Origin of the sequence: Vibrio frigidus (genome assembly GCF_042465995.1) — a bacterium.
In the GTDB taxonomy this organism is placed as follows: Bacteria; Pseudomonadota; Gammaproteobacteria; order Enterobacterales; family Vibrionaceae; genus Vibrio.
In genome coordinates this window covers 322,653-348,107 of the sequence record NZ_JBCDMC010000007.1, presented here as the reverse complement: position 1 = coordinate 348,107, position 25,455 = coordinate 322,653, and the positions used below count along the sequence as shown (strand labels likewise).

Sequence of the window (25,455 nt, the reverse complement as noted above, 5' to 3'; positions counted from 1 at the left end):
CTGGTTGCTGCATTTTGGAACTCTAAAATTAGGGATCGTAGATGAAGTAGTTGGTCGAGTAATCCGGCCAACATAAGTGTTACCTATGTGACCGGTTTAAAGTGTTACCTATGAGGTCGGTAGTACAATTAGATCCCCACTTTCGTGGGGATGACTTTCTGTGATAGCTTTAAGCGAGTGATGCTCATCTTATTTAAGAAGCACTTATTTTATCTTCATTTTCTCTATATTTGGGTTTTTTCCGCACATAAAGCTTTCTCTGAACTTCACAGACGACGGTTCCATGAATATCTTTTACATAGATCATGAATTCTGGAAAGCATTTCTCTCCATCCGCTGTTTTCGCGAAGATATCGTCCAATGTATCTTGGGAGATTAGAAAATCAGCATGCAGGTCTGAGTTACCTGGTTTGATGAAGTTAATACTCGCCTCTTTATCCCACACAAAATAACGTTCCCCTAAAATCCCCATTAACATAAGCGCGTAAACAGGATCGGTTAAAGAGAATATACTCCCGCCGTATTGGGTTCGGTTTGCATTTTTGTTCCACCAACGTAATTTAAGCTTCATTTTAACATTACGGAAGTCTTTACTAATATGTATGATTTTTATACCAGCCCCCCAAAAAGGTGGCCAAATGTTGAGAGCAAATTTAACAATGTTTGGTTTATACACCTTTGCTACAGTTTTATTCATAATTATCTCTGTTAACAAAATGTTATTAGTAGCGTACAATATCTGAAATTAGTGCCACATTACAAACTTTTCTTGTTAAGCCTCAGACGTTTGAGGTTTAATGTTAATGAATGCTACCTTATAATGTGTAATATTGATGCTGTCGCATTTACGATTTAGTTCGTCTACAGGAAGAAATATGTCAGATAATAATAAAGCGCTTAAAGATGCGGGACTGAAAGTTACATTACCTCGTTTAAAAATACTTGAAGTGCTTCAACAACCGCAATGCCAGCATATTAGTGCAGAGGAACTGTACAAACTGCTGATAGATCAAGGTGAAGAAATAGGCTTAGCAACAGTCTATCGCGTGCTAAATCAATTCGATGACGCAGGTATTGTTACTCGTCACCACTTTGAAGGTGGTAAATCGGTATTTGAACTATCAACACAGTATCACCATGATCATCTAGTTTGTTTAGACTGTGGTGAAGTTATTGAATTTTCTGATGATATGATAGAAAAACGCCAGCAAGAGATAGCAACTTCATACAATATTGAGTTGACTAACCACAGCCTTTATCTTTACGGAAAATGTAATGCTGGTAACTGTAAAGAAAATCCAGACTTACATAAAATAAAAAATTAGATTAAAAAAAACCAGCGACTAAATCGCTGGTTTTTTTGTACTTTTTTATTTACTGGCTAAGCTCCAATTGAAATGTACTTGATAGTACACATCAATTGGCATTAAGCATTATTCACCCGTTTTTGCCCAAGTATCTCGCAGACCAACGGTACGATTAAAAACCAGTGCATCTGGTTTAGAATCTTTACTATCTACACAAAAATAACCCGTACGCTCAAATTGTAGGCCTTTTTCTGCTTGTGCATTACACAAACTTGGTTCAACAAAACCATTTTTAACGAGCAACGATTCCGCATTAATTACTGCCTTGAAATCATCCTCTGCTGCTGGGTTTGGTACCGTAAATAAACGGTCGTACAGACGAATTTCAGCAGGTAAACCCTTATCAGCAGATACCCAATGAATCACGCCTTTTACCTTACGGCCATCCGCTGGGTTTTTACCCAATGTATCTACATCATAACTACAGAAAATAGTCGTTATGTTACCTTCCGTGTCTTTTTCAATACGTTCTGCTTTGATGACATATGCACCACGCAGGCGTACTTCTTTTCCTAATACAAGACGCTTATACTTTTTGTTTGCCTCTTCTCGGAAGTCATCTCGTTCAATCCATATTTCACGAGTAAATGGCACTTCTCGGCTACCCATCTCCGGATTATTGGGATGATTAGCGACATTTAGTGTTTCTATCTTGCCAGCTTCAATATCTTCAATAACGATTTTCACAGGATCAAGCACAGCCATTGAGCGAGGTGCATTCTCATTTAAATCGTCACGTATACAGGACTCCAGAGAACCAAACTCAATCATGTTCTCTTGTTTCGTCACACCAATACGCTGGCAGAAATCTCGAATAGCAGCCGAGGTGAAACCACGGCGACGTAAGCCAGAGATAGTCGGCATACGTGGGTCATCCCAACCATTTACAAGGTTTTCAGTCACCAATTGATTCAGTTTACGCTTAGACATAACCGTATATTCAAGGTTTAAGCGGCTAAACTCATATTGATGAGGCTGGCATTTAATTGAAATATTATCCAGAACCCAATCGTAAAGACGACGGTTATCTTGGAATTCCAATGTACAAATTGAGTGAGTGATCCCTTCCAAGGCATCAGAAATACAATGAGTAAAATCGTACATTGGATAAATGCACCATTTATCAGCCGTCTGATGGTGCTCTGCAAAACGTATACGATAAATAACCGGATCTCTCATTACCATAAATGGAGACGCCATATCAATCTTGGCTCGTAAGCAAGCTGTCGATTCTTTAAATCCACCGTCACGCATTTTTTCAAATAATGCGAGGTTTTCTTCAACGCTGCGATCACGATATGGGCTATGTTTACCCGGCTCTTTTAATGTCCCACGATACTCGCGGATTTGATCGGGGCTAAGTTCATCGACATACGCTAAGCCCTTATTAATCAACTCAACGGCATAGCGATAAAGATCATCAAAGTAATTAGAAGAGTAATGTATATCCCCAGACCACTCAAAACCTAGCCAATGCACGTCATTTTTAATCGACTCTACATACTCGATGTCCTCTTTTTCAGGGTTTGTATCATCGAAACGAAGATTACATTGACCCTGATAGTCCTGAGCAATACCAAAATTCAAACAAATGGATTTAGCGTGACCAATATGCAGATAACCATTTGGCTCCGGCGGAAATCGGGTATGCACGCTAGTGTGTTTGCCTTCCACTAAATCTTTATCAATGATTTGGCGAATGAAATTTGATGGACGAGCCTCAGCTTCAGTCATCTATGTACCTCTAGTGTATTGTCAAAAATAATTTTGTTTATGATCCACGATTCGCCATATTTACACAACCAAAACAGCACAATTCTTGTTAATTTACTTGGTGGCAGAACAAAAAAAACCTCCCATATGGGAGGTTTTACAAATAAATGTAATGTAATGACTTATTAACTATCAGTAGCAGGGATATTTTTCATTTCCCCAGCAATAATTTCAGCAAGTGGACCGAGGATAACTTGTAGGTTATTTCCACCAAGTTTTACCACACCCATCGCACCTAGTGCTTTAAGTTGATTCTCGTTAATCAAATCCATGTCGTTAACAGTAAGACGTAGACGTGTGATACAAGCATCAATGCTTTGTAGGTTAGAGTGACCACCAAGAACTTGTAGGTATTTCTTTGCAAGTTCTGCTGAATCTTCGCTAACCGCTGAAGAGCTTATTTCTGCGATGTCTTCATCGTCTTCACGACCAGGTGTTTTAAGACCGAACTTAATGATAGCCCAACGGAATACGAAGTAGTAAATACCGAAGAATGCGAAACCTTGAACAATCAGCATATACCATTTGTTTGCCAATGGATTTTGAGCAGAAAGTATCATATCCACAAGACCAGCTGAGAATCCGAAACCAGCGGTCCAATTCATTATATCTGCAATGTAAAGAGATAGACCTGTCAATGCAGCATGCAATACATACAACATAGGAGCGAGGAACATGAATGAGAATTCTAGTGGTTCAGTTACACCGGTGAAGAATGATGCAAAACCAGCCGCAATCATAATTGAAGCAACACGAGCTTTATGCTCAGGCTTAGACGTATGGTAGATAGCAAGTGCTGCACCAGGTAGACCAAACATCATGATAGGGAAGAAACCCGCCATATAACGACCTGTTTCACCCACAACACCGACACCTGCTTCTACTGCATTTGGTGTCCACCAGTTACCAAGATCATTGATACCAGCCATATCAAACCAGAACACTGAGTTTAATGCATGGTGTAAACCAACAGGGATAAGTAGACGGTTAAAGAATCCATATAGCCCAGAACCTACTTCACCAAGACCTACGATGCTTTCACCAAATGAAATCAATCCGCCGAAAATGAGAGGCCAAGCAAACATGAGAACAAAAGAGATGCCAATAGCCGCGAAAGAAGTCAAGATAGGAACTAAGCGCTTACCACTAAAGAACGCGAGTGCTTTGTGCAGTTCAACTTGGTAGTAACGGTTGTAAAGCTCTGCGGCAACAATACCAGACAGGATACCTACAAACTGATTGCCTATTTTATTAAAGGCAAGCGTAGAACCTGCATCCAAAGTCACTAGGCCTATAGCTTCAACTGACGCTGCGCTACATAGTGTTGTAATAACCATATACCCAACAAAACCAGCCAATGCAGCAGCACCGTCTTTGTCTTTAGACATACCGTATGCCACACCGATGGCAAACAACACTGACATATTATCTATAATTGCCGCGCCGGCTTTAATTAAAAAAGCAGCAAACGCATTATTACCACCCCAACCTGTTGGATCGATCCAGTATCCGATCCCCATTAGTATTGCTGCTGCAGGTAATGTAGCAACTGGTACCATCAGTGCTTTACCTACTTTTTGAAAATATCCAAGAATATTCATCGTGAGTTCCCCCTATAGGATGTCCATTTAGTGTGAAGGACTTATTTCACCCCTTCAATTTAGTCACATTTAGTGTATGACTTTAATTTCACTCCGCAAATTAAAAGCACGTTTTTTGTGATACTAGTCACCTATTTTTAGTCGTAATGGTATATTTTGCTAGCTAGATCATAAAACTTATTTTATGATTCGAATTAATGTCATTAGAGTAATAATATTTACCTGTTTTCTAAACTTAAATGAGGTGCCACGATGAGACTTATACCACTACAAACATCTGATGAAGTCGGCTTATGGTCAGCTAGACACATTATTAACACTATCAATAAATTCAAGCCATCAGAGGGCCGCCCATTCATATTAGGTTTACCAACTGGTAGCTCACCACTAAAAACTTATAAGCACCTTATCGAACTTTATAATGCAGGCGAAGTAAGCTTTAAAAACGTCGTCACATTTAATATGGATGAATATATTGGGCTTCCTTCTGATCATCCTGAGTCATACCGTACCTTTATGTATGAAAACTTCTTTAATCATGTTGATATACAAGAAAAAAATATTAATTTGCTAGATGGAAGCACCGATGATCATGAAGCTGAATGCAAACAGTACGAAGAGAGAATTAAGTCTTACGGCCAAATTCATCTGTTCATGGGTGGTGTTGGTAACGATGGACACATTGCATTTAATGAACCCGCCTCTTCACTGTCTTCACGTACTCGAATCAAAACGTTGACAGAAGATACTCGAATCGCTAATTCTAGATTCTTCGATGGTGATATAAATCAAGTACCAAAATATGCGCTAACAATAGGTGTCGGCACGCTTCTCGATTCAAAAGAAGTCATGTTATTGGTATCAGGCCACAACAAGGCCTTGGCGCTTCAGGCAGCGGTTGAAGGCAGTGTTAATCACCTTTGGACGATTTCAGCACTTCAGTTACACGCTAAATCGGTTATCGTGTGCGATGACGCGGCAACACAAGAACTAAAAGTTAAGACCGTCAAGTACTTTAAAGAGTTAGAAGCCGAAAACATCAAAAACCTCAAGTAATAGGACTCTGCTTATGTATGCGCTAACCAACTGCAAAATATTTACCGGTAGCGATATTCTCGAGAATTTCTCGGTAATAATTGAAGATGGTAAAATTTGTTCTGTCTGCCCAGAGTCAGAATTGCCCGATGACATAGAATTAATGGATCTAGGTGGGGCGAATGTAAGCCCTGGGTTTATTGACCTACAACTGAATGGTTGTGGTGGGGTGATGTTTAACGACGACATCTCAACGAAAACACTCGACACCATGCACAAGGTCAATCTTAAATCTGGCTGTACCAGTTTTCTGCCGACTTTGATCACCTCTTCAGACGCGAATATGCGACAAGCGGTTGAGGCACAACGCCAGTATAATGCTCTGCATAAGCACCAATCCTTGGGCTTACATTTAGAAGGGCCTTATCTAAATGTAATGAAAAAAGGCATACATAGCCCAGACTTCATTCGTGTATCTGATGACGCCATGATCGATTATATCTGTCTAAACAATGACGTCGTATCCAAGGTTACTTTGGCTCCCGAACAAAATGATCCGGAGCACATACGCCGTTTAAGTGACGCTGGCATTGTGGTTTCGATAGGCCACTCTAACGCAACCTATGCGCAAGCAAGACAGAGCTTTCTTGCGGGAATAAGTTTTGCCACCCATCTACATAATGCTATGACACCGATAACTGGGCGAGAACCCGGTGTCGTTGGGGCTATTTTTGACACACCAGACGTCTATGCTGGCATTATTGTCGACGGATTTCATGTTGATTATCCAAACGTCCGGATTGCCCATAAATTGAAAGGCGAAAAGCTTGTATTAGTGACAGACGCCACAGCTCCAGCTGGTGCGGAGATGGATCACTTTATTTTTGTTGGGAAAAAAGTATATTACCGGGATGGTAAGTGTATCGATGAAAATGGCACACTTGGTGGCTCAGCACTGACGATGATAGAAGCAGTGCAAAATACGGTTGAGCACGTCGGTATCGCATTGGATGAAGCACTACGCATGGCAACACTGTACCCAGCGAAAGCTATTGGAGCAGACAAAATGCTAGGTCAACTCAAGGCTGGCATGATTGCAAACCTTGCTATTTTTGACCGTGACTTCAACGTCCTTGCGACAATTGTAAACGGACAATACGAGCAAACTTAAAGTATGACTGGCGGACAAATAGGTAACGTAGATCTTGTTAAACAACTAAACGGCGCGGCGGTATATCGCCTAATAGACCAACAAGGTCCCATTTCGCGGATTCAGGTTGCTGATGTTAGTCAATTGGCACCCGCAAGTGTTACCAAAATCACTCGCCAGTTAATGAAACGAGGCCTTATAAAAGAGGTCGCTCAACAAGCATCCACAGGTGGTCGTAGAGCTATCTCTTTGACAACAGAAGGGGAACCATTCCATTCTGTTGCTATCAGACTCGGGCGCGACTACGTTCAACTTAGCCTCTTTAATCTTGACGGCGTTGAGCTTGTTAGTAGTCACAGCCTTTTTAACTATTTAAACCAGTCAGATCTTGAATCTGGCTTAATTCAACATATCCAATCGTTTCTTGACGAACATAAAGATAAAATCAATCAACTCATTGCCATTGGCATTGTTCTTCCTGGTTTAGTCGATCCGGTAAAGGGGATTGTAGACTATATCCCCAATACTGATATTGACAACTTTGCGCTAAGTGGCATTGTTAAGGAGGCATTTAATGTTGAGTGCTTTATAGGCAATGATATTCGAGGAAAAGCATTAGCAGAACACTATTTTGGAGCAAGCCAAGACTGCAAAGATTCCATCTTAGTCAGCGTACATCGCGGCACCGGAGCAGGCATTATTGTTAATGGGCAGGTATTTTTGGGGTCAAATAGGAATGTAGGCGAAATTGGCCATATCCAGATAGATCCACTCGGAAGCCAATGCCAATGTGGTAATTTTGGTTGCTTAGAAACAGTGGCCTCTAATCCTGCAATTTTGGCAAGCATCATGGCGCTCATTAGTAAAGGCCACCCTTCATCTCTATCTTCGCTCGATAAAATAACGATGGTGGATGTCTGTCAACATGCATTGGAAGGCGATGAACTCTCGAAACAAAGTTTGATTCGCGTTGGTAATGAATTGGGTAAGGTTATTGCCGTTACCGTAAACCTCTTCAACCCACAAAAAATCATCATTGCTGGCGATATCACTCAAGCCGCTGAGCTTATCTTTCCCGCTATTCGTCGAAATGTTGAAGCTCAATCTCTCACCACTTTCCATACGGGTCTACCCATTGTCGCATCGGAATTAGAGGCAAAACCGACCATGGGTGCATTCTCCATGATTAAAAGAGCGATGTTGAATGGTGTTTTGTTGCAAAAACTTCTAGAAGAGTAGTCTTTTCTCCTCGCCAGACACCACTGGTTATGCTTGAATAAGCATGACCCATTTTTTATGGCGGCTTCAAACATAAACCGCACAATAGGTGTATATGGAAATCATCTTAATATCATCTGCATTCGCAGCAGGCTTTCTTGCATTAAAATGTAACCTTCCACCACTCGTTGGCTTTCTAATTGCAGGGTTTGGCCTAAATTTTCTAGGTTTTCAGTCGAATGAAACCATCGAACTCTTAGCTGATCTAGGTGTAACACTACTGCTATTTACTATTGGCCTAAAGCTCGATGTTAAGACCCTTCTATCCAAAGAAATTTGGGCGGGCGCAACTGCACATAACTTGTTATCTACGCTCTTTTTTACCCTATCGATCGCCGCATTCAAACTACTCGGCGTTACAACGTTCAGTTTAATGTCGTTAGAACAAATGATATTGCTCGGCTTTGCCCTTTCATTTTCTAGTACAGTATTCGCAGTAAAAAGCTTACAAGAAAAGGGGGAAATGAATGCAACTTATGGGACAATTGCAATTGGTGTCTTGGTTATGCAAGACATTTTTGCGGTGCTGTTTTTAAGCATTTCAACAGGAAAAGTGCCTGAATGGTATGCGTTATTTCTCTTCTTGCTGCCATTCTTAAGACCTATTTTTTATCGACTACTCAGTATCGTTGGTCACGGAGAAATGCTTGTTGTTTATGGTATTTTCATGGCATTGGTACTTGGTGCGGGCTTATTCGAATTTGTCGGATTAAAGCCTGATCTCGGCGCACTCATTTTAGGCATGCTCCTCGCAGACCACAAAAAGTCATCCGAGCTATCCAAATCACTGTTTAATCTTAAAGAACTATTTCTAGTCTGTTTTTTCTTAAACATCGGCCTCGCAGAGCAACCAACCTTATCAGGTGCAGTAACTGCGCTACTCTTTTTATTACTCCTTCCAGTTAAAGGTATCCTCTATTACTTGATATTCAATAGCTTCAAGTTTCGAGTACGTACTTCATTGTTAGCCACTCTATCGCTGTTTAACTACAGTGAGTTTGGTCTAATTGTGGGTGGTTTAGCATTCAAAATGGGGTGGTTATCCGGCGATATGTTAGCCTCTATAGCGATCGCAGTTTCACTCTCATTTATTATTGCAGCTCCGCTTAATCGGTTTGGCCATTCGTTATATCAACGGTCATCAAAATGGCTCAAAGAGCGCAGCGCAGAAAAACTAAATATGATGGATCAGCGTATTAACCCGGGTAGCGCTCAGGTACTTATTTTAGGTATGGGTCGCATAGGCACAGGCGCATACGATGAACTCACCCATCAACATGGAAGGATTAGTTTGGGTGTCGAGTTGCACCCCGACGCAGCAAAACAGCACCAAGCTGAACATAGAAATGTTATCTGTGGCGATGCGACTGATCCGGACTTTTGGGAACGAATCTTAGATACCGGCAACGTAAAATTAGTCTTATTAGCCATGCCGCATCATCAGGGTAACCAGCTTGCACTAGAACAGCTAAAATTGAAGCACTATTCAGGCCAAACCGCAGCAATAGCGGCTTATTCAGATCAAGTTGAGGCGATGCGAGAGCTCGGTGCCGATGCCGCATTCAATATCTATAACGAAGCGGGAAGTGGGTTTGCTAAACACGTAACTGAACAACTTAACCCTAAATTTGATTAGGATCGGTTGAATAGCCAATTTCGTGAATTCTAACTCGTTCCGGTACATAAAAACTCCGGATTGGTGCAATATTCATAATTCTGGTGCAAAAAGCAGCGCGAATTAGATTTCATTCACTTATTTTCGATATTATTAAATATTTTCTAATCATAACCCTGATTAGTGATTTTATTCACAATTAATGGTTGCTTTTTTTAACGATACTGGCAAATTGTGCATATTGCTGTAACGGAATTTAATAGGGATTTTTATTTATGTGTTCAATATTTGGCATTTTAGACATTAAAAGCGATGCCGCTGCTCTACGTCCATTAGCGTTAGAAATGTCGAAAAAACTTCGTCACCGTGGCCCTGATTGGTCTGGTATTTACGCCTCAGACAAAGCAATTCTCGCTCACGAACGTTTATCTATTGTTGGCCTCAACAGCGGCGCTCAGCCCCTGTATAGCCCAAACAAAAAACACATATTGGCCGTTAATGGTGAGATCTATAACCACAAAGAAATTCGCGCAAAATACGCAGATAGATATGATTTTCAAACAGATTCAGATTGTGAAGTCATTCTTGCTTTGTACCAAGAGCTTGGTGAAGAATTACTCGAAGAGCTTAACGGTATTTTCGCGTTTATTCTTTATGACGAGGAAAAAGACACCTATTTAATCGGTCGTGACCACATTGGCATAATTCCTATGTATCAGGGCTTTGACGAGCATGGCAACTACTTTATTGCGTCTGAAATGAAAGCATTGGTGCCTGTATGTAAGACGATTAGCGAATTCCCTCCAGGTAGTTACTACGGTTCTGATGACGCTGAACCTCAACGTTATTATCAACGTGATTGGATGGATTATGATGCAGTCAAAGACAATGTTTCAAGCAAAGAAGAGCTAACGCAAGCGTTAGAAGATGCAGTGAAGCGTCAACTAATGACTGACGTTCCTTATGGTGTTCTTCTTTCTGGTGGTTTAGATTCCTCGATTACTTCAGCAGTAGCCAAACGATTTGCGGCTATGCGTATTGAAGATGACGAGAAGTCAGCGGCTTGGTGGCCTCAATTGCACTCATTCGCAATTGGATTAGAAGGCGCTCCCGATCTTATTGCTGCACGCGAAGTAGCCGATAAGCTAGGCACAGTGCACCATGAAATGACTTATACAGTTCAAGAAGGAATCGACGCTATTCGTGATGTTATTTATCATATCGAAACTTACGATGTTACGACTATCAGAGCATCAACTCCGATGTTCTTATTAGGTCGTAAAATCAAAGCTATGGGTATCAAAATGGTACTTTCTGGTGAAGGTGCTGATGAGATATTTGGTGGTTACTTATACTTCCATAAAGCACCAAACGACAAAGAGATGCATGAAGAGTTGGTTCGTAAATTACTTGCCTTAAACATGTTCGACTGTGCTCGTGCAAACAAGTCATTAGCGGCTTGGGGTGTTGAAGGACGAGTTCCTTTCTTAGACAAAGAATTTATTGATGTGGCAATGCGTATCAATCCAAAAGATAAGATGTGTGGCAACGGTAAAATGGAGAAACACATCCTTCGCGAGTGTTTTGAAGAATACCTACCAGAATCCATCGCATGGCGTCAAAAAGAGCAATTTTCTGATGGTGTCGGATATGGTTGGATTGACTCACTAAAAGAGCTTGCTGAAGAGAAAGTTACCGATCAGCAATTAGAGAATGCCGCGTTTAGATTCCCATACAATACGCCAGCGACAAAAGAAGGCTATATGTACCGTGAGATCTTTGAAGAGCAGTTCCCTCTACCATCAGCGGCAGAATGTGTACCTGGTGGCCCTTCTATCGCGTGCTCTTCAGCGAAAGCTATTGAGTGGGATGAGACATTCAAAAATATGGCCGACCCTTCTGGACGCGCTATACAGGCGGTTCACAACGATTCTTACTAATATTAAGCTGAGTACGTTTGTTATCATCACGTTGGCGATGGTTCTCTGACCATTTAATGTATTATCAATCGTGATGATAGCGACACAAAGAAGCCTGTTATAATTAACAGGCTTTTTAACATGATATTAAAAACTATTTCAATTCTATATCTTTATTATCCACCGACACGGGGATAGTTTGATTCATCAAGGAAATGAGCAAAATCGAACGTTTGTCACCATCAGGCTCTTTATAAATCGCTTCAACACCAACAAAATGCCCCTCTGTAATGACGACTTCTTGTCCCGTTTCAGGCAAAGTGACACTGCGGTACAACACTGAATTCTGTTCGAACTCTTTTAGCTCACTAATCAAGTTACTATGTACTTCGATGGGATAACTGCCACGACGAATAAAATCCACAACACCTCTCGTAGAGCGTACCGTTGTAAAACTCGGCCCATCTTCATAATCAAAGTCTACAAACATATACGATGCGAAAAGCGGTTCTGTCACCATTTTTCGTTTGCCACGAACTACTTTCTCAATTTCAACCACGGGGTAGTAACATTCTACACCTTGATTTTCCAAGTGGCTTTTCGCTCTTGCTTGATCGCCTCTCTTACAATAGAGAAGATACCAATGCCTCATAAATCTCGCTCTCTTTGAATAATTTTTTTTATGCTAACACTATCTATCGATAGGAAAAACTATCAGCATGCATAATCACTTTTGGATACTCAAATCTTAACCAAGATGTTCTTTATTTAACCTGAATTCGAACTATTTGGTGTTAACTAAGGTACGGAATAACCAGTTCCGCCATCATTTGAATGTGATCATCATCGTCATTTAAACAGTCAATATAACGAAATTTCTCACCACCAGCCTCAACAAATATCTCTTTGCACTCTTGAGCTATTTCTTCCAAGGTTTCTAAGCAATCACATGAAAATGCTGGCGTTACTATATCGAGAGTCTTAACCGAATGTTCAGCTAATGACTTTAAAGTCGCATCAGTATAGGGCTTCAACCACGCTTCTTTACCAAAACGAGACTGATAGCTCATCCCGATTTGTTGTTCAGTTAATCCAAGCGCCTTAGCAAGCAATTCCGTCGTTTTTTCACAATGTATCGGATATATGTCACCACTATCAGCATATCGTTGAGGAATACCATGATACGAACAGAGTAGGTAATCCCCTCTCCCGTGTTCTTGCCAATGATCCCGAATTTTATTTGCTAATGCAGATATATAGAGAGGATGATCGTGATAATCATTAATCAGTGTATTTTGAGGGCTATTTTTTAACGTTGAGAACGCTTTATTTTTCGCATCTTCTACCGCTGCTGTTGTCGTTCGAGAGTATTGAGGATAGAGCGGTAAGATAATTATCTGTTCTGCACCTCGTTGTTGAAGTGCTTCAATCCCCGATAACATGCTTGGGTTCCCGTAAGTCATTCCTAACTCGACCGGAATGCCCAGTTTTTGTTCCAGCTTACTTACCTGATTTTTGGAATGCACCATGAGCGGTGACCCATCATCGGTCCATATGCTCTTATAAAGCTTGGCGACCTTTGGCGTTCGTACTGGAAGTATTACCCAATGTAATAGTGGGCACCATAGCCAGCGGTTCATATCAACAACACGATGATCGTGTAAAAACTGGCTTAGAAATTTCTTAACCGCTGCCGGAGTTGGCGCGTCAGGCGTCCCTAAGTTAACAATTAACACACCTTTATTTGAATTCAATTCCATCCGAAAATACTTATTTTTATAATCAATGAGCGTTGACATAGCTTAGCTTGTCACATTAACTTAAACAAAGATTTCTTGCTCGCACTGTTAGAATGGACATAAAAACTTAGAACGAGTTTAAAATGGCATTTAAAAATAGACACAAGCATAAAAAAACCGACTCAAATGTCGGTTTTTTTATCTCTTTCTTTTTTACTTAACAAAGCTGCAATTAGGAAAGGGCGGCTTCTAGTTCTGCACTTACTGCAGCAACTTTTTTGGTTCCATCAAACTTAAGGTACGTCGTGTTACCAGCCTCAGCTTCTTTTCCATAGTATTGGATAAGAGGAGACGTTTGGTCATGGTATACACCAAGGCGAGCACGTACTGTATCTTCATGATCGTCATCACGGATGACAAGATCTTCACCAGTTACGTCATCTTGGCCTTCAACCTTCGGCGGATTGAATACAACATGATATGTACGGCCTGAAGGTAAATGAGCACGACGACCTGCCATACGTTCTACGATAACACTATCATCTACATCAATTTCGATAACATAGTCAACGGCAACGCCCAACTCTTTAAGACCATCCGCTTGTGGGATAGTGCGAGGGAAGCCATCAAGTAAAAACCCTTTTTCACAATCAGCTTGAGCGATACGCTCTTTGATTATGCCTAAGATTATTTCATCCGAAACAAGCTGCCCTGCATCGATAACAGCTTTAGCAGCTTTACCCATCTCAGTACCGGCTTTGATAGCTGCACGTAGCATATCACCTGTAGAGATTTGCGGAATCCCGTATTTCTCCATGATGAATTGAGCTTGTGTTCCCTTACCAGCACCTGGGGCACCGAGTAGAATAATGCGCATGACATGTCCTCTTTATTTTAATTTATACCGAAGCTCACAGTGCTTCTTTTTAGCCAGCGAGTAACGATGAGTTTGGGTATAATATTTATGATTTTCATTGATTATGAAGCCCGCGATTCTAGCACAGAATGCGGGCTTGTTGTGTAGTTTACGGGTTAACCGAGATCTATTCTCTTACACCTTAGTCAAAAGTGTGTTGATAGCACCTAAGAATTGAGTTGGGTCTTCCATTGCTCCACGTTCAGATAACATCGCCTGCCCGAGTAGCACCTCGACCCAGCGGCCAAATGCTTCTTCATCAGCTTCATCAGCCATACGCTTAACTAGTTCATGCTCAGGGTTGATTTCGAAGATATATTTCACTTCCGGTACTTCTTGACCCGCCGCTTCTAATAGCTTCGCCATCTGGGTACCCATTTCGAAGTCGTCTGTCACAACAACCGCTGGAGTATTGGAAAGTTTGAACGTTGTGCGTACTTCTTTAACACGGCCACCTAAGTAGTTTTTAGTACGATCGACAACCGATTTAAATTCTTCTTCAGCCTCTTTTTGCTTCTCTTTTTCTGCTTCATCTTCAAATTTACTAAGATCAAGCCCTGCTTTAGTAATAGACTGGAATGTTTTACCATCAAACTCCGTAAGGTAGTTCATTAGCCATTCATCCATGCGATCACACATAAGAATAACTTCGATTCCCTTCGTTTTAAACTGCTCTAAATGCGGGCTATTTTTGGCCGCTGCGTAGCTATCCGCGGTGAGATAGAAGATCTTGTCTTGCTCTTCTTTCATACGCTCAACATAAGAAGCCAGCGACACCGTTTGATCTGCAGAATCGACTTCTGTTGAAGTGAAGCGCATCAACCCACCAATCTTCTCTTTGTTAGAAAAGTCTTCTGCTGGACCTTCTTTCAACACTTGACCGAACTCTTTCCAGAACGAAAGATATTTTTCTTCATCATTCTTAGCAATACGTTCAAGCATCGTCAATACGCGCTTAGTACAAGCATTACGCAATGTTTGCGTCACCTTGTTATCTTGAAGGATCTCACGAGATACATTCAGAGGTAGATCATTTGAATCAACAAGACCACGAACAAAACGCAGATACGTCGGCATAAACTGCTCGGCATCATCCATAATAAATACGCGTTGTACGTAAAGTTTTAGACCACTTTTATGATCTCGATTCATCATATCCCAAGGTGCTTTCGCCGGGATATAAAGCAGACTGGTATAGTCGTTTTTACCTTCCACTTTATTGTGCGTCCACACAAGTGGATCAACAAAATCATGAGAAACATGTTTGTAAAACTCTTTGTATTCCTCTTCATCGATATCAGATTTATTCCGAGTCCAAAGTGCTTGAGCTTTATTTATTTGCTCCCACTTACCTTCTTCTTTCTCGTTACCTTCTTCATCTTTTTCTTTTGTCCAGATAGAAACGGGGATACCAATGTGATCAGAATATTTACCAATGACATCACGTAAACGCCATTCTGATAGAAACTCTTCACCGTCTTCACGCATGTGAAGAATAATATCTGTACCTCGAGACTCTTTCTTGATGGTCTCGATCGTGTACTCGCCTTCTCCAGAGGAATGCCATTGAACGGCCTCTTCCGTACCAGAACCCGCTACACGAGTTCGTACAGTAACGGAATCAGCGACAATAAATGCAGAATAGAAACCGACACCAAATTGACCAATAAGTTGTGAATCTTTACTTTGGTCTTCAGAAAGATGTGAGAAAAACTCTGCCGTACCCGACTTCGCTATTGTCCCTAGATGCTCGATAACGTCTTCACGACTCATACCGATACCATTATCGGAAACCGTTAGTGTTTTCGCTTCAGCATCAAACGCTAGCTTTACTCCAAGATCGGCATCACCTTGATACAAATCTCCATTTGAAAGAGCCTGAAAGCGAAGTTTGTCGGACGCATCCGACGCATTTGAGATTAACTCACGTAAGAAAATTTCTTTATTTGAATAAAGTGAGTGAATCATTAGGTGAAGTAGTTGCTTTACTTCCGACTGAAAACCACGAGTTTCTTTGTCTTGTATTGCTGTTTCGCTCATTTTAACTCCATTCGTTTTAGGTTCACTTAGCAGACTGGCTTAAGCGCCATTCGCTGTTGAGTTTATTAATTAGCCTTAAATAGCGCCTATTGATGGCTAATAGATAGGGTTCGCAATTGTAAATTCAAGGTCAAGTTTCATAAAAACAGTGTTTTTTACAAACATTTTTGTTTATTCTGCGCTAAGTTTTTATCAAAATTTGTAAAAGTCTTATATCATTAGTCTAGTGAATACATGCATTCTCTATATATTCCACTTTTTATTCAATCACTTAAGGTGTAAAAGATAATCAATGAGTAGCGTAGGTACCAAATTTCTTCTGGCACAACGATTTGTATTTGATCCGAACAACAACTCCATTATCGATAAAATAGATGGTAATGAACTAAGTCGTTTGGGTAGCAATGAAAGTCGAATACTTTTGCTTTTTTGTGAACGCCCAAATCAGATAATAACTCGCGATGAACTCCATGAGTTTGTCTGGAGAGATCAAGGATTTCAAGTTGATGACTCTAGCCTAACTCAAGCCATATCGACACTAAGAAAAGTGCTACTAGATTCAACCAAAGCGCCAAAGTTTGTCAAAACCGTGCCTAAACGGGGCTATCAGTTTATTGCAAATGTAGAGAAAACGATTCCGTTATCATCGAGCATCCAAGAAATTAATCAAGAGAACACTGAAGACATCGTTTTCTCATCGGATAAAGTGTTCATAGACGCCATGGAAACCGAGGCTGATCAAACGCACGTCAAACCCGTCGTGGATGAGCAACTTATTTCAACTTCGAATAAGCAAGAACGATTGATAACGAAGGTAATTCTTATTATTGCAGCGCTATTACCCATTTTTGTCTATATGGCAATTGAGCCTGCAAAATCTAATTTTAGATTAATTGATACGGTCGAAAATATACCATTACGAACAACAGAGAATCACCCACCATTAGATGATTGGCAGCCACTGATTAACAAATGTGTCTCCGCGTATGTTGCTGGACACAAGCAAAAGCCGATAGAGATTATCGTTACTGCTGGACCTAACAATAACTTAATCATGAATTATGTTCATTCTGAGTCAAATACACCGGAAAACATTACCATTCAGCTCATCGCAAAGCAGCAAGATATATCCGCTTTGTGTAAGAATTAGGAGTAGGACATGATCAATCAAAAATACGCATATGTTGTGCTCATTCTTTCTGTGATTTTTAGCGCTTGGCTATACTTCGGTTCAGATCTCAAATTAGAGAAAGAACTGACGTCTCGAGAGTGGCAATCGACCATGAACAGCTATGTCTCACCCGAGTTACAAAAAAGTGATACCAATAGACTTGGTATTTTGACCAAGGTCTATGTCAACAGCAATGTTAAATATTTGCCCAACGGAACGTATCTACGAGTCTCTCGTCTCACGATGTTCGAAAAAAAGGATCAAATCACTTCAGTTATGAATATTTCTGAAACAGGACAATGGGAATTGAGTGATAATTACTTGCTGATTAACCCAAAAGAATTCAAAGAAACATCGACGAATACGAGTGTGGATTTTACCGAAGAGCAGTTAGGTATAGTAAAAACACTGTTTATCATGGACGCAGAGCAGAGTCGTAGAGTGGATGTAATCAATACGAAAGCCATGTTGCTTACTAGCCTAAATCATGGCTCACGTATTCTCTCTTCATACTAATAATTTATGCGTTAACTGATATTCAAAGCGCCACTCCTTTTTACCGTAACTTTTACGGTAGAAAGAAGTGGCGCTCTTTTTAAGACAATTTTTCGAGATCAAATACTGACTTGCTTTAAGACCTCATCAGCAAACGACAGTACTTTAAAGGTTTTTTCTTCATAAATACCATAGCTTGCAACATGTCCTCCTTTAGGGAAGGTAATAGAACCTGGATTGTAGATAAACTGGTCGGCCACTTTTTCCGCAATGGGTAGATGAGTATGTCCATGCGCGATCACATCTCCTACCCTTAACGGTGGTCTATTTTCGCTATTATAAATATGACCATGAGTTAGGAATATTCGCACGCCACCGCTAAGCAAGACCCATGCATTAGTCTCAAGCATTGGAAATTGAAGTAGCATTTGATCTACCTCACTATCGCAATTGCCGCGTACTGCGATTATTTCACTGCTATATTCATTTAGTCGCTCAGCAACCTGTGCAGGTTGATACCCATCAGGGACAGGATTTCTTGGGCCATGATTTAAAATATCGCCTAAAATTATCAAATAGTCGGCACCAGACTGTCGGTATTTTTTTAGCATAAGCTCTGTTGCAGGTAATGCACCATGCAGGTCAGAAGCAAAAAATAATTTCATGACGTTTTATCTCTTGTTTTACGCGTCTAAAGCCATACCATTCACAACAATATTGTTGTAACTCACCATACCAATAACTTTACCATCCTCTATCACTGGTGCGCGACTTACGCCAAAACGCTCGAAGAGACGAGCGCAATACTTCACATTCATATCCGGGTCTACTGAAAGGGCTGGTTTCGTCATGATTTCATAGATATTAGTACGCTCAACGGACCTATTTTGCGCCAATACTTTTTTCGCTACATCGTTCATCAACACAATACCGTATTCATCATCCTCATTTCGTTTATTTACAACCAGTGCTTTTACAACATGCAGCCTCGCCAATCGAATACCTTCTTTGACCGTTGTTATTCCATCAACCATGACATAAGAATTTGCCATTACATCTCGAACTCTAACAACCTTGTGCTGATTCATAGCTCTTCCTCTACGACCTTCGTTAATGTTTCTATCTGATGAGCAACCCCAACCGCATCTTCAATATCAATCTGTATTGCGATGCCCTGCCCTGACTCTTGATCAAATTCGCCTACGGTATTAATGGTCTCCAGTATGTGTCTCGATAAATGCTCTTCCACCACGAACAAAAGAACATCTTTCTGAACCTCCAACGTAAGACCAAAGAAAGTGGTCTTTTGATTTAGCCCCTCCCCTCTAGCATTGTTAATGACGGTTGCACCAGTAGCGCCTGCTAAGCGCGCAGCATCTAAAACTGTATCTGTCTTTGTGTCTTCCACAAATGCGATTATTAGTTTAAAGCGCATTCTCATTCTCCTTAGAAACAGATCTTGCATTTAACCATTGAGTAATTTGGGCATAAGCCATGACTGAAATAATTGGGAATAAACTTGCAAACGCAATTAAGCCAAAACCATCTATAACAGGATTTCTTCCTGGAACAGTAGAAGCAAGGCCTAAACCCAATGCAGTAACTAACGGTACAGTCACTGTCGATGTTGTTACACCACCTGAATCATAGGCTAATGGCACTATCATTTTAGGGGCAAAATTTGTTTGTATAATCACCACGATATAGCCGACCATGATGTAATAATGTATAGGATCGCCAACGACGATTCGATAGCTCCCTAAAGATATCCCGATAGCAACACCTAACGCCACGGCAATACGTAAGCCATTAACACTAATCGAACCACCTGAAACCTGATTTGCCTTGATAGCAACAGCAATCAAGGATGGTTCGGCAATGGTGGTACTAAATCCAATCGAAAACGCAAAAAGATATACCCAATAATAGTCAATCCAGCTCAGTGACTCTGTGAGGTTGTCTTTAAAAGAGTAAAGAAATTCAGGCGCGGTTAATTGCTCAGCCATCGTTTCACCCAATGGAAATAGCGCCAACTCTAGCCCTAACAAAAATAGGGACAATCCCAGAATGACGTAAAAGAAGCCAAGAATGACACTGGTTAAATTAGCAATCGGCTTTCTAAGTACTACTAGCTGAAATCCGAAAATAATGGTCGCAATTGGGATAACATCGAGCACCGTTCCAGTAAAAGTATCGATAAATTGAGAGACATTAATCATGCTAATACCATCCCATATACCATAACAAACATCATAGGAAGCAAAGAGGCAAAAGCTATCAATCCGAAGCCATCAAGCATTGGATTTCGTCCTTTGATAGACGACGCTAATCCAACCCCTAATGCCGTTACCAATGGTACGGTGATGGTAGACGTCGTTACCCCTCCTGAGTCATACGCGATGCCGATAATAGTTTCGGGTGCAAACCAAGTCAGAATAATTACCCCTATATAGCCACCTGTAATCATAATATGAATAGGCCAGCCTTTAAGAATACGAACCACGCCAATGACAATTGCTAGTCCCACCGAAAGCGCAACGGTTATCCTAAGTCCATTCGCATAATCGTCCATTTCTTCTATGGTTTGTGCAATGACGCCACCTTCCGCAGCAACTTCAGCGGCTTCTTGCGCAACCGCGGTCAAAGCGGGTTCTGCTATCGTGGTTCCAAATCCTAAACAAAACGCGAACAAAATTAACCAAAAAACACTACCTTTACGGGCAAAAGATTGAGCCATGCTTTCCCCGATGGGAAATAGTCCCATATTTAAACCAAAAATAAAAAAGGTGAGCCCGAGGACAACAAATAATAAGCCCAAAAGAATAGACATTATATTTGGAAGAGGCTCTTGCAGGACAACGAGCTGAAAAAAAGCGATAACGATGATGATAGGGAGAAGATCACGCAGGCTTCCAAGCATCGCTTTAAATAATGCTATCAATGCTTTCATGGCGCCTCCCTTTAGAATATTCTCTTATTCTTATGTTGGTCAAAAGTTAAAATCACGTCCACAACTATCTCTTTTATTTTACAAAAATGAGATATTTGACTAAAGCTCAGGTTATTTAGTTTGACCAAGATCTGTCGATCTGAATTAAAATTAACCGCGAAAAATCAACAGACCTTAGCAACTTGGGTATATAATTAGAGCTCAAAAATCATTCGCTAAGGAGGGCACATGCAAATATTGCTAACTGGTGGGACAGGTTTTATCGGTTCAGAATTGGTCAAACAACTCTCGATACATCAAATTGTACTTCTCACTCGAAATATCACCGCAGCAAAATCTAAACTTCAGCATGCTGACTTAGGCAACATCACCTATATTGATAGCCTAGATGACTACAATAATTTTAATGACATTGATGCCGTTATCAATCTTGCTGGGGAACCCATTGCCGGAAAAAGATGGAGTCATAAACAAAAAAAAGCAATATGCAACAGCCGCTGGTCTATTACAGAAAAGCTCGTTGAGCTCATTCACGCAAGCACCAATCCCCCCGCAACCTTTATCAGTGGGTCCGCGGTTGGTTATTACGGCGATCAACAAGGTCACTCTTTTGATGAATCCTTGAGTGCCTACCATGAGGGATTTACTCATCATGTTTGCTCCACATGGGAGTCCATTGCTAAACAAGCTAAGTCAGAATCCACCCGCGTATGCATCGTTCGAACTGGATTGGTTTTAGGCATCAAAGGAGGCGCTCTCCCCTTGATGCTACCAGCGTTTAAGTTTGGTGCTGGAAGTCGCTTAGGTAATGGCAAACAATATATGCCTTGGATACATATATTGGACATGGTTAAAGGTCTTCTTTTTCTGTTAGACACTCCGCATGCGAGTGGTTACTTTAATTTTAGCGCTCCTCATCCTATAGCCAACGCAGAATTTAGTCAGTGCTTAGCCTCGACAATACATCGACCATTATTATTCTCGACACCGAAATGGGTTTTTAATCTTGTCATGGGTGAATCAAGCTGCTTACTTTTCGATAGTATTCGAGCAAAACCCAAACGGCTAACTGAACTAGGCTTTAACTTCACCTATTCTAGACTCGATCCAGCAATGAAATCGTTACTACAACGTTGACTGTGTGACGATCATTCATCAAGTTTATTCAGAGAAAATAGATGAACACTATGTCAAAAACGATTCTCATCACAGGGTGCTCTTCAGGCATTGGCTATGTTTGTGCCCACGCATTGCAGAAAGAAGGGTTTAATGTGATCGCTTCATGCCGGAATGAAGCTGATGTACAAAGACTTATCACAGAAGGCTTAACCTGCATCCAGTTAGATCTCAATGACCCGGAAAGTATCTCAAGAGCAGTACTGAAAACAATGCACCTCTGTGATCACAAACTCTATGCGCTTTTTAATAATGGTGCCTATGGCCAGACCGGTGCACTTGAAGACCTGCCAGTACAAGCGCTCAAAGAACAGTTCCAAAGCAATTTCTTTGGTTGGCACCAACTTGTGTGTGAAATATTACCTTATATGCGAAAACAAGGAATTGGGCGCATTGTTCAAAACAGCTCTGTACTTGGCTTTGCCGCCATGAAATATCGTGGCGCATACAATGCATCTAAGTTTGCCGTTGAGGGATGGAGCGATACCTTACGTTTAGAGTTATTCGATACGAATATAAAAATAAGTATTATTGAACCCGGGCCAATAGAGACACAGTTTCGGGCAAATGCTTTATTAAAGTTTGAGCAATGGATAGATATCAGCAACAGTGCACATAAAAGTGCTTATCAAGTCCAACTGGCGAGATTAGCCGATACAAAATCCAAAAATGCATTCGCTCTACCTGCCGATTCAATAATAGGACCATTATTAGATGCCTTAAGGTCGCAACGGCCAAAGCTACGATATCGAATCACGACACCAACCAAAGTGTTTGCCATATTAAAACGAATAATGCCCGGACGATGGCTAGACGCAATACTTAGAAAAGCAGCGTGAAGATGAAAATTCGTACTAAATAAAAAGTTATTACCCTTTTTTGCTCAAAATACTCTCGAATTTGATAAGACTGTCATGTTTCTGTAATACAATGTATATACCATTACTATGATGGTAAATACCATATAGGCCTTTAAGCGTTACATTCGGTGAAGACGATGACATTAAACCAGCTAAATTGGATTGGTGTGGGTGTTGCACTACTGTTTATCTTAACGCTGTAGCGCCCTCCCCCCAGAGTTTGAACAAAAAACGTCCACATTGGACGTTTTTTTGTTTCTTAAGGATTGCCACTCTTGATATTAGACCTTCATACCCCTATTTAAAGAGAAACAATATTAATTAAGGAAATCGCATGCAGCCTGAGAATATCGTAGAGTTGAACGAACAAAATTTTCGACAAGTTCTAGAGCAATCTGTTCAGCATCCTGTTCTCATCCACTTTTGGGCACCGATGAGCCCAGAAAGCACCGAGATAATCCCAGCGTTACAAACACTGTCTCAACAGTATAAAGGCGCATTTACTCTCGCACTGCTCAATTGTGAACAAGAACAAGCGATCTCAAGTCAATTTGGTGTGCAAGCACTTCCTACTATTGCTCTTTTTATGAATGGCCAACCCGTAGACGGATTAGGTGGACCTCAAACCATTGAAGCCATAAAGGAAATGCTAAGTAAGCATTTGCCAAGCCAAGACGAATTAACATTAAAAGAAGCACAAGAAAAACTGCAAGCAGGTGAACACGAACTCGCATTATCTTTAATCAATACCTTATCGGAAGCGTTAAAAATAAGGGGTGATATAAAACTCGCCACCGCCGACTGTCTAATAGAAACCCTACAATTTGAACAAGCAAAAGCGCTGCTTGCTCATATCCCACTAGAATATCAAGACAATTACTATAAAGGTTTAGTCGCAAAGTTAGAATTGCATGATCAAGCCGCTGATAGCCCAGAGATACAAGCTTTAGAAAATCGCCTTAACAAAAATCCACTCGACGCAACAGTGGCCATTGAGCTCGCATTACAATATCACCAAGTTGCTAGAAGTGAAGAGTCACTAGCGTTACTGTGGTCATTTCTAGTAAAAGATTTAAATGTGGTGGATGGCGAGATGAAAAAGTCGTTCATGGATATTCTTTCCGCTTTAGGTCAAGGAAACAGCACCGCAGCGAAATACCGTCGACAACTATACTCATTGCTCTATTAAGTCGGATTAAATCAATTAACTCACTCTTCCCAATGAACCTTGTTGGCTATCTCTGAGCGAATTTATACGTTAGCGAAGAATAGCCCGCAAGATATCTTAATCGCGGTCTATACTTTGATATTCTGGCAAAATAATGTCACTAAAACAGCTTATTACTTGAAGTTGTGGCGGAAGCAGGCATATTTTAAGGCTGAATAATTTTATTATTGTTCAACAGGCTGACATTACGTTTCAGACAAAAATAAAAAAGGATATAACATGGCTTTAGATGTACTTATTACCATTGCGGTCTTAATCGTGGTCACCATTGCTTTTATAGCCGCTGGTGTTAAAACGGTTTCTCAAGGGAGTAACTGGACGATTGAACGATTTGGACGTTATACCCATACGTTGAAACCTGGCCTGAACTTAATCATCCCGTTTGTTGACAGTGTAGGATCAAAAATCAGCATGATGGAACGAGTGCTTGACATTCCGGCGCAAGAGGTGATTTCTAAAGATAACGCCAATGTCACCATTGATGCGGTTTGTTTTGTACAAGTCGTCGACGCGGCACAAGCGGCCTATGAAGTCAACGACCTCGAACATGCAATCAAAAATCTGACCCTCACCAATATTCGTACGGTTCTTGGCTCTATGGAATTAGATGAGATGCTGAGCCAAAGAGACATGATTAACATTAAACTTCTCTCGATAGTGGATGAAGCCACTAATCCTTGGGGTGTAAAAGTCACCCGTATCGAGATTAAAGACGTACAACCACCAGCAGATCTCACCGCCGCGATGAATGCTCAAATGAAGGCAGAACGAAATAAGCGCGCAGATGTTCTTTCAGCAGAAGGTGTCCGTCAGGCTGAGATTCTCAAGGCTGAGGGCCATAAACAGTCTGCTATCTTAAGAGCTGAGGGTGAAAAGCAAGCGGCTATTTTGCAGGCTGAAGCGCGTGAACGATCGGCGGAAGCCGAAGCCAAAGCAACCGAAATGGTATCGAACGCTATTGCGCAAGGCGATATGCAAGCGGTAAATTACTTTATTGCACAAGGTTATACCGACGCTCTTAAATCGATTGGGCAAGCAGAAAATAGTAAGATAATCATGTTACCTCTAGAGGCATCGGGCTTAATGGGCTCTATTGCAGGCATTACTGAGATGTTCAAGCATCAAAAAGATGAGAAGTAAGA

The 25,455-nt window shown here is 40.9% G+C and carries 24 protein-coding genes; 12 read left to right on the top strand and 12 right to left on the bottom strand.

Annotated features, from left to right (window positions below; genetic code table 11):
• Positions 1-193 precede the first annotated feature (193 nt).
• Positions 194-697: a DUF4442 domain-containing protein gene (locus AACW90_RS14415; RefSeq protein WP_390235630.1), complete on the bottom strand. Its 504-nt coding sequence runs from the start codon at positions 695-697 to the stop codon at positions 194-196.
• Positions 698-875: 178 nt separating this feature from the next.
• Here AACW90_RS14415 and fcrX point away from each other — a divergent pair, with 178 nt between their 5' ends.
• The gene (fcrX, locus tag AACW90_RS14410; RefSeq protein WP_390235628.1) at positions 876-1,325 is read left to right on the top strand and encodes a ferric iron uptake transcriptional regulator FcrX; all 450 of its coding nucleotides are present in this window, start codon (positions 876-878) and stop codon (positions 1,323-1,325) included.
• A gap of 108 nt (positions 1,326-1,433) precedes the next feature.
• Here the strand turns inward: fcrX and glnS are convergent, their stop codons facing one another.
• Together glnS and nagE are read right to left on the bottom strand one after the other, a co-directional pair.
• Positions 1,434-3,101, bottom strand: coding sequence for a glutamine--tRNA ligase (glnS, locus tag AACW90_RS14405; protein ID WP_390235626.1), 1,668 nt, complete (start codon positions 3,099-3,101; stop codon positions 1,434-1,436).
• A 164-nt stretch (positions 3,102-3,265) separates the two neighbouring features.
• Positions 3,266-4,741, bottom strand: a complete 1,476-nt coding sequence (nagE, locus tag AACW90_RS14400; protein WP_390235624.1) for an N-acetylglucosamine-specific PTS transporter subunit IIBC — start codon at positions 4,739-4,741, stop codon at positions 3,266-3,268.
• Positions 4,742-4,993: 252 nt separating this feature from the next.
• On the opposite strand from nagE, the gene nagB reads away from it, so the two are divergent.
• From nagB to asnB, 5 genes are all read left to right on the top strand, one after another.
• On the top strand, positions 4,994-5,797 hold the full coding sequence (nagB, locus tag AACW90_RS14395) for a glucosamine-6-phosphate deaminase (protein ID WP_390235621.1): 804 nt from the start codon (positions 4,994-4,996) through the stop codon (positions 5,795-5,797).
• Positions 5,798-5,810: 13 nt separating this feature from the next.
• Complete coding sequence (gene nagA, locus AACW90_RS14390) at positions 5,811-6,947, top strand: N-acetylglucosamine-6-phosphate deacetylase (RefSeq protein ID WP_390235619.1); 1,137 nt, start codon at positions 5,811-5,813, stop codon at positions 6,945-6,947.
• Between the two features lie 3 nt (positions 6,948-6,950).
• Positions 6,951-8,165, top strand: coding sequence for a DNA-binding transcriptional regulator NagC (gene nagC, locus AACW90_RS14385; protein WP_390235616.1), 1,215 nt, complete (start codon positions 6,951-6,953; stop codon positions 8,163-8,165).
• A 94-nt stretch (positions 8,166-8,259) separates the two neighbouring features.
• Positions 8,260-9,840, top strand: a complete 1,581-nt coding sequence (locus tag AACW90_RS14380) for a cation:proton antiporter domain-containing protein (RefSeq protein WP_390235614.1) — start codon at positions 8,260-8,262, stop codon at positions 9,838-9,840.
• A 254-nt stretch (positions 9,841-10,094) separates the two neighbouring features.
• Positions 10,095-11,759 (top strand): asparagine synthase B, encoded by a 1,665-nt coding sequence (gene asnB / locus AACW90_RS14375; protein WP_390235613.1) that lies wholly within the window; start codon positions 10,095-10,097, stop codon positions 11,757-11,759.
• 133 nt (positions 11,760-11,892) lie between these two features.
• On the opposite strand, the gene rfaH is transcribed toward asnB, so the two are convergent.
• From rfaH to htpG, 4 genes are all read right to left on the bottom strand, one after another.
• Positions 11,893-12,390, bottom strand: a complete 498-nt coding sequence (gene rfaH / locus AACW90_RS14370) for a transcription/translation regulatory transformer protein RfaH (RefSeq protein WP_390235610.1) — start codon at positions 12,388-12,390, stop codon at positions 11,893-11,895.
• A 142-nt stretch (positions 12,391-12,532) separates the two neighbouring features.
• Positions 12,533-13,498: a ferrochelatase gene (gene hemH, locus AACW90_RS14365; protein ID WP_390235608.1), complete on the bottom strand. Its 966-nt coding sequence runs from the start codon at positions 13,496-13,498 to the stop codon at positions 12,533-12,535.
• Positions 13,499-13,709: 211 nt separating this feature from the next.
• On the bottom strand, positions 13,710-14,354 hold the full coding sequence (gene adk / locus AACW90_RS14360) for an adenylate kinase (protein ID WP_390235605.1): 645 nt from the start codon (positions 14,352-14,354) through the stop codon (positions 13,710-13,712).
• A 174-nt stretch (positions 14,355-14,528) separates the two neighbouring features.
• Positions 14,529-16,433, bottom strand: coding sequence for a molecular chaperone HtpG (gene htpG / locus AACW90_RS14355; protein WP_390235603.1), 1,905 nt, complete (start codon positions 16,431-16,433; stop codon positions 14,529-14,531).
• Positions 16,434-16,725: 292 nt separating this feature from the next.
• On the opposite strand from htpG, the gene AACW90_RS14350 reads away from it, so the two are divergent.
• Together AACW90_RS14350 and AACW90_RS14345 are read left to right on the top strand one after the other, a co-directional pair.
• Positions 16,726-17,583 carry a winged helix-turn-helix domain-containing protein gene (locus AACW90_RS14350; RefSeq protein ID WP_390235600.1) on the top strand — a complete coding sequence of 286 codons (858 nt, stop codon included), beginning with the start codon at positions 16,726-16,728 and terminating at the stop codon, positions 17,581-17,583.
• A 12-nt stretch (positions 17,584-17,595) separates the two neighbouring features.
• On the top strand, positions 17,596-18,120 hold the full coding sequence (locus tag AACW90_RS14345; RefSeq protein ID WP_390235655.1) for a regulatory protein ToxS: 525 nt from the start codon (positions 17,596-17,598) through the stop codon (positions 18,118-18,120).
• A gap of 98 nt (positions 18,121-18,218) precedes the next feature.
• Here AACW90_RS14345 and yfcE read toward each other — a convergent pair whose 3' ends face one another.
• From yfcE to AACW90_RS14320, 5 genes are read right to left on the bottom strand one after another with little or no spacing between them, the layout of a single operon-like run.
• The gene (gene yfcE / locus AACW90_RS14340) at positions 18,219-18,764 is read right to left on the bottom strand and encodes a phosphodiesterase (protein WP_390235597.1); all 546 of its coding nucleotides are present in this window, start codon (positions 18,762-18,764) and stop codon (positions 18,219-18,221) included.
• Positions 18,765-18,782: 18 nt separating this feature from the next.
• A complete protein-coding gene (locus tag AACW90_RS14335; protein WP_195702543.1) occupies positions 18,783-19,187 on the bottom strand; it encodes a CBS domain-containing protein in 405 nt (134 codons plus the stop codon).
• On the bottom strand, positions 19,184-19,534 hold the full coding sequence (locus AACW90_RS14330; RefSeq protein ID WP_195702542.1) for a P-II family nitrogen regulator: 351 nt from the start codon (positions 19,532-19,534) through the stop codon (positions 19,184-19,186). The genes AACW90_RS14335 and AACW90_RS14330 overlap by 4 nt, the downstream gene beginning before the upstream one ends.
• Positions 19,524-20,318, bottom strand: coding sequence for a DUF1538 domain-containing protein (locus tag AACW90_RS14325; protein ID WP_275135854.1), 795 nt, complete (start codon positions 20,316-20,318; stop codon positions 19,524-19,526). Before AACW90_RS14325 ends, AACW90_RS14330 begins: the two co-directional genes overlap by 11 nt.
• A complete protein-coding gene (locus AACW90_RS14320) occupies positions 20,315-21,049 on the bottom strand; it encodes a DUF1538 domain-containing protein (RefSeq protein ID WP_275135853.1) in 735 nt (244 codons plus the stop codon). Before AACW90_RS14320 ends, AACW90_RS14325 begins: the two co-directional genes overlap by 4 nt.
• Positions 21,050-21,277: 228 nt before the next feature.
• Between AACW90_RS14320 and AACW90_RS14315 the strand changes: the two genes are divergently transcribed.
• The 4 genes from AACW90_RS14315 to AACW90_RS14300 all read left to right on the top strand — a co-directional run bounded on the left by AACW90_RS14315 (position 21,278) and on the right by AACW90_RS14300 (position 25,453).
• Complete coding sequence (locus tag AACW90_RS14315) at positions 21,278-22,186, top strand: TIGR01777 family oxidoreductase (RefSeq protein WP_390235591.1); 909 nt, start codon at positions 21,278-21,280, stop codon at positions 22,184-22,186.
• 50 nt (positions 22,187-22,236) lie between these two features.
• A complete protein-coding gene (locus AACW90_RS14310) occupies positions 22,237-23,064 on the top strand; it encodes an SDR family oxidoreductase (RefSeq protein ID WP_390235589.1) in 828 nt (275 codons plus the stop codon).
• Between the two features lie 355 nt (positions 23,065-23,419).
• Positions 23,420-24,274, top strand: a complete 855-nt coding sequence (locus AACW90_RS14305; RefSeq protein ID WP_390235587.1) for a co-chaperone YbbN — start codon at positions 23,420-23,422, stop codon at positions 24,272-24,274.
• A 258-nt stretch (positions 24,275-24,532) separates the two neighbouring features.
• Positions 24,533-25,453, top strand: a complete 921-nt coding sequence (locus AACW90_RS14300; RefSeq protein WP_390235585.1) for an SPFH domain-containing protein — start codon at positions 24,533-24,535, stop codon at positions 25,451-25,453.
• Positions 25,454-25,455 lie beyond the last annotated feature (2 nt).

Bases quoted from the DNA above. Each gene is read 5' to 3' on its own strand.
- AACW90_RS14415 (WP_390235630.1), bottom strand. From the start codon at position 697: ATGAATAAAACTGTAGCAAAGGTGTATAAACCAAACATTGTTAAATTT.
- fcrX (WP_390235628.1), top strand. From the start codon at position 876: ATGTCAGATAATAATAAAGCGCTTAAAGATGCGGGACTGAAAGTTACA.
- glnS (WP_390235626.1), bottom strand. From the start codon at position 3,101: ATGACTGAAGCTGAGGCTCGTCCATCAAATTTCATTCGCCAAATCATT.
- nagE (WP_390235624.1), bottom strand. From the start codon at position 4,741: ATGAATATTCTTGGATATTTTCAAAAAGTAGGTAAAGCACTGATGGTA.
- nagB (WP_390235621.1), top strand. From the start codon at position 4,994: ATGAGACTTATACCACTACAAACATCTGATGAAGTCGGCTTATGGTCA.
- nagA (WP_390235619.1), top strand. From the start codon at position 5,811: ATGTATGCGCTAACCAACTGCAAAATATTTACCGGTAGCGATATTCTC.
- nagC (WP_390235616.1), top strand. From the start codon at position 6,951: ATGACTGGCGGACAAATAGGTAACGTAGATCTTGTTAAACAACTAAAC.
- AACW90_RS14380 (WP_390235614.1), top strand. From the start codon at position 8,260: ATGGAAATCATCTTAATATCATCTGCATTCGCAGCAGGCTTTCTTGCA.
- asnB (WP_390235613.1), top strand. From the start codon at position 10,095: ATGTGTTCAATATTTGGCATTTTAGACATTAAAAGCGATGCCGCTGCT.
- rfaH (WP_390235610.1), bottom strand. From the start codon at position 12,390: ATGAGGCATTGGTATCTTCTCTATTGTAAGAGAGGCGATCAAGCAAGA.
- hemH (WP_390235608.1), bottom strand. From the start codon at position 13,498: ATGGAATTGAATTCAAATAAAGGTGTGTTAATTGTTAACTTAGGGACG.
- adk (WP_390235605.1), bottom strand. From the start codon at position 14,354: ATGCGCATTATTCTACTCGGTGCCCCAGGTGCTGGTAAGGGAACACAA.
- htpG (WP_390235603.1), bottom strand. From the start codon at position 16,433: ATGAGCGAAACAGCAATACAAGACAAAGAAACTCGTGGTTTTCAGTCG.
- AACW90_RS14350 (WP_390235600.1), top strand. From the start codon at position 16,726: ATGAGTAGCGTAGGTACCAAATTTCTTCTGGCACAACGATTTGTATTT.
- yfcE (WP_390235597.1), bottom strand. From the start codon at position 18,764: ATGAAATTATTTTTTGCTTCTGACCTGCATGGTGCATTACCTGCAACA.
- AACW90_RS14335 (WP_195702543.1), bottom strand. From the start codon at position 19,187: ATGAATCAGCACAAGGTTGTTAGAGTTCGAGATGTAATGGCAAATTCT.
- AACW90_RS14330 (WP_195702542.1), bottom strand. From the start codon at position 19,534: ATGCGCTTTAAACTAATAATCGCATTTGTGGAAGACACAAAGACAGAT.
- AACW90_RS14325 (WP_275135854.1), bottom strand. From the start codon at position 20,318: ATGATTAATGTCTCTCAATTTATCGATACTTTTACTGGAACGGTGCTC.
- AACW90_RS14320 (WP_275135853.1), bottom strand. From the start codon at position 21,049: ATGAAAGCATTGATAGCATTATTTAAAGCGATGCTTGGAAGCCTGCGT.
- AACW90_RS14315 (WP_390235591.1), top strand. From the start codon at position 21,278: ATGCAAATATTGCTAACTGGTGGGACAGGTTTTATCGGTTCAGAATTG.
- AACW90_RS14310 (WP_390235589.1), top strand. From the start codon at position 22,237: ATGTCAAAAACGATTCTCATCACAGGGTGCTCTTCAGGCATTGGCTAT.
- AACW90_RS14305 (WP_390235587.1), top strand. From the start codon at position 23,420: ATGCAGCCTGAGAATATCGTAGAGTTGAACGAACAAAATTTTCGACAA.
- AACW90_RS14300 (WP_390235585.1), top strand. From the start codon at position 24,533: ATGGCTTTAGATGTACTTATTACCATTGCGGTCTTAATCGTGGTCACC.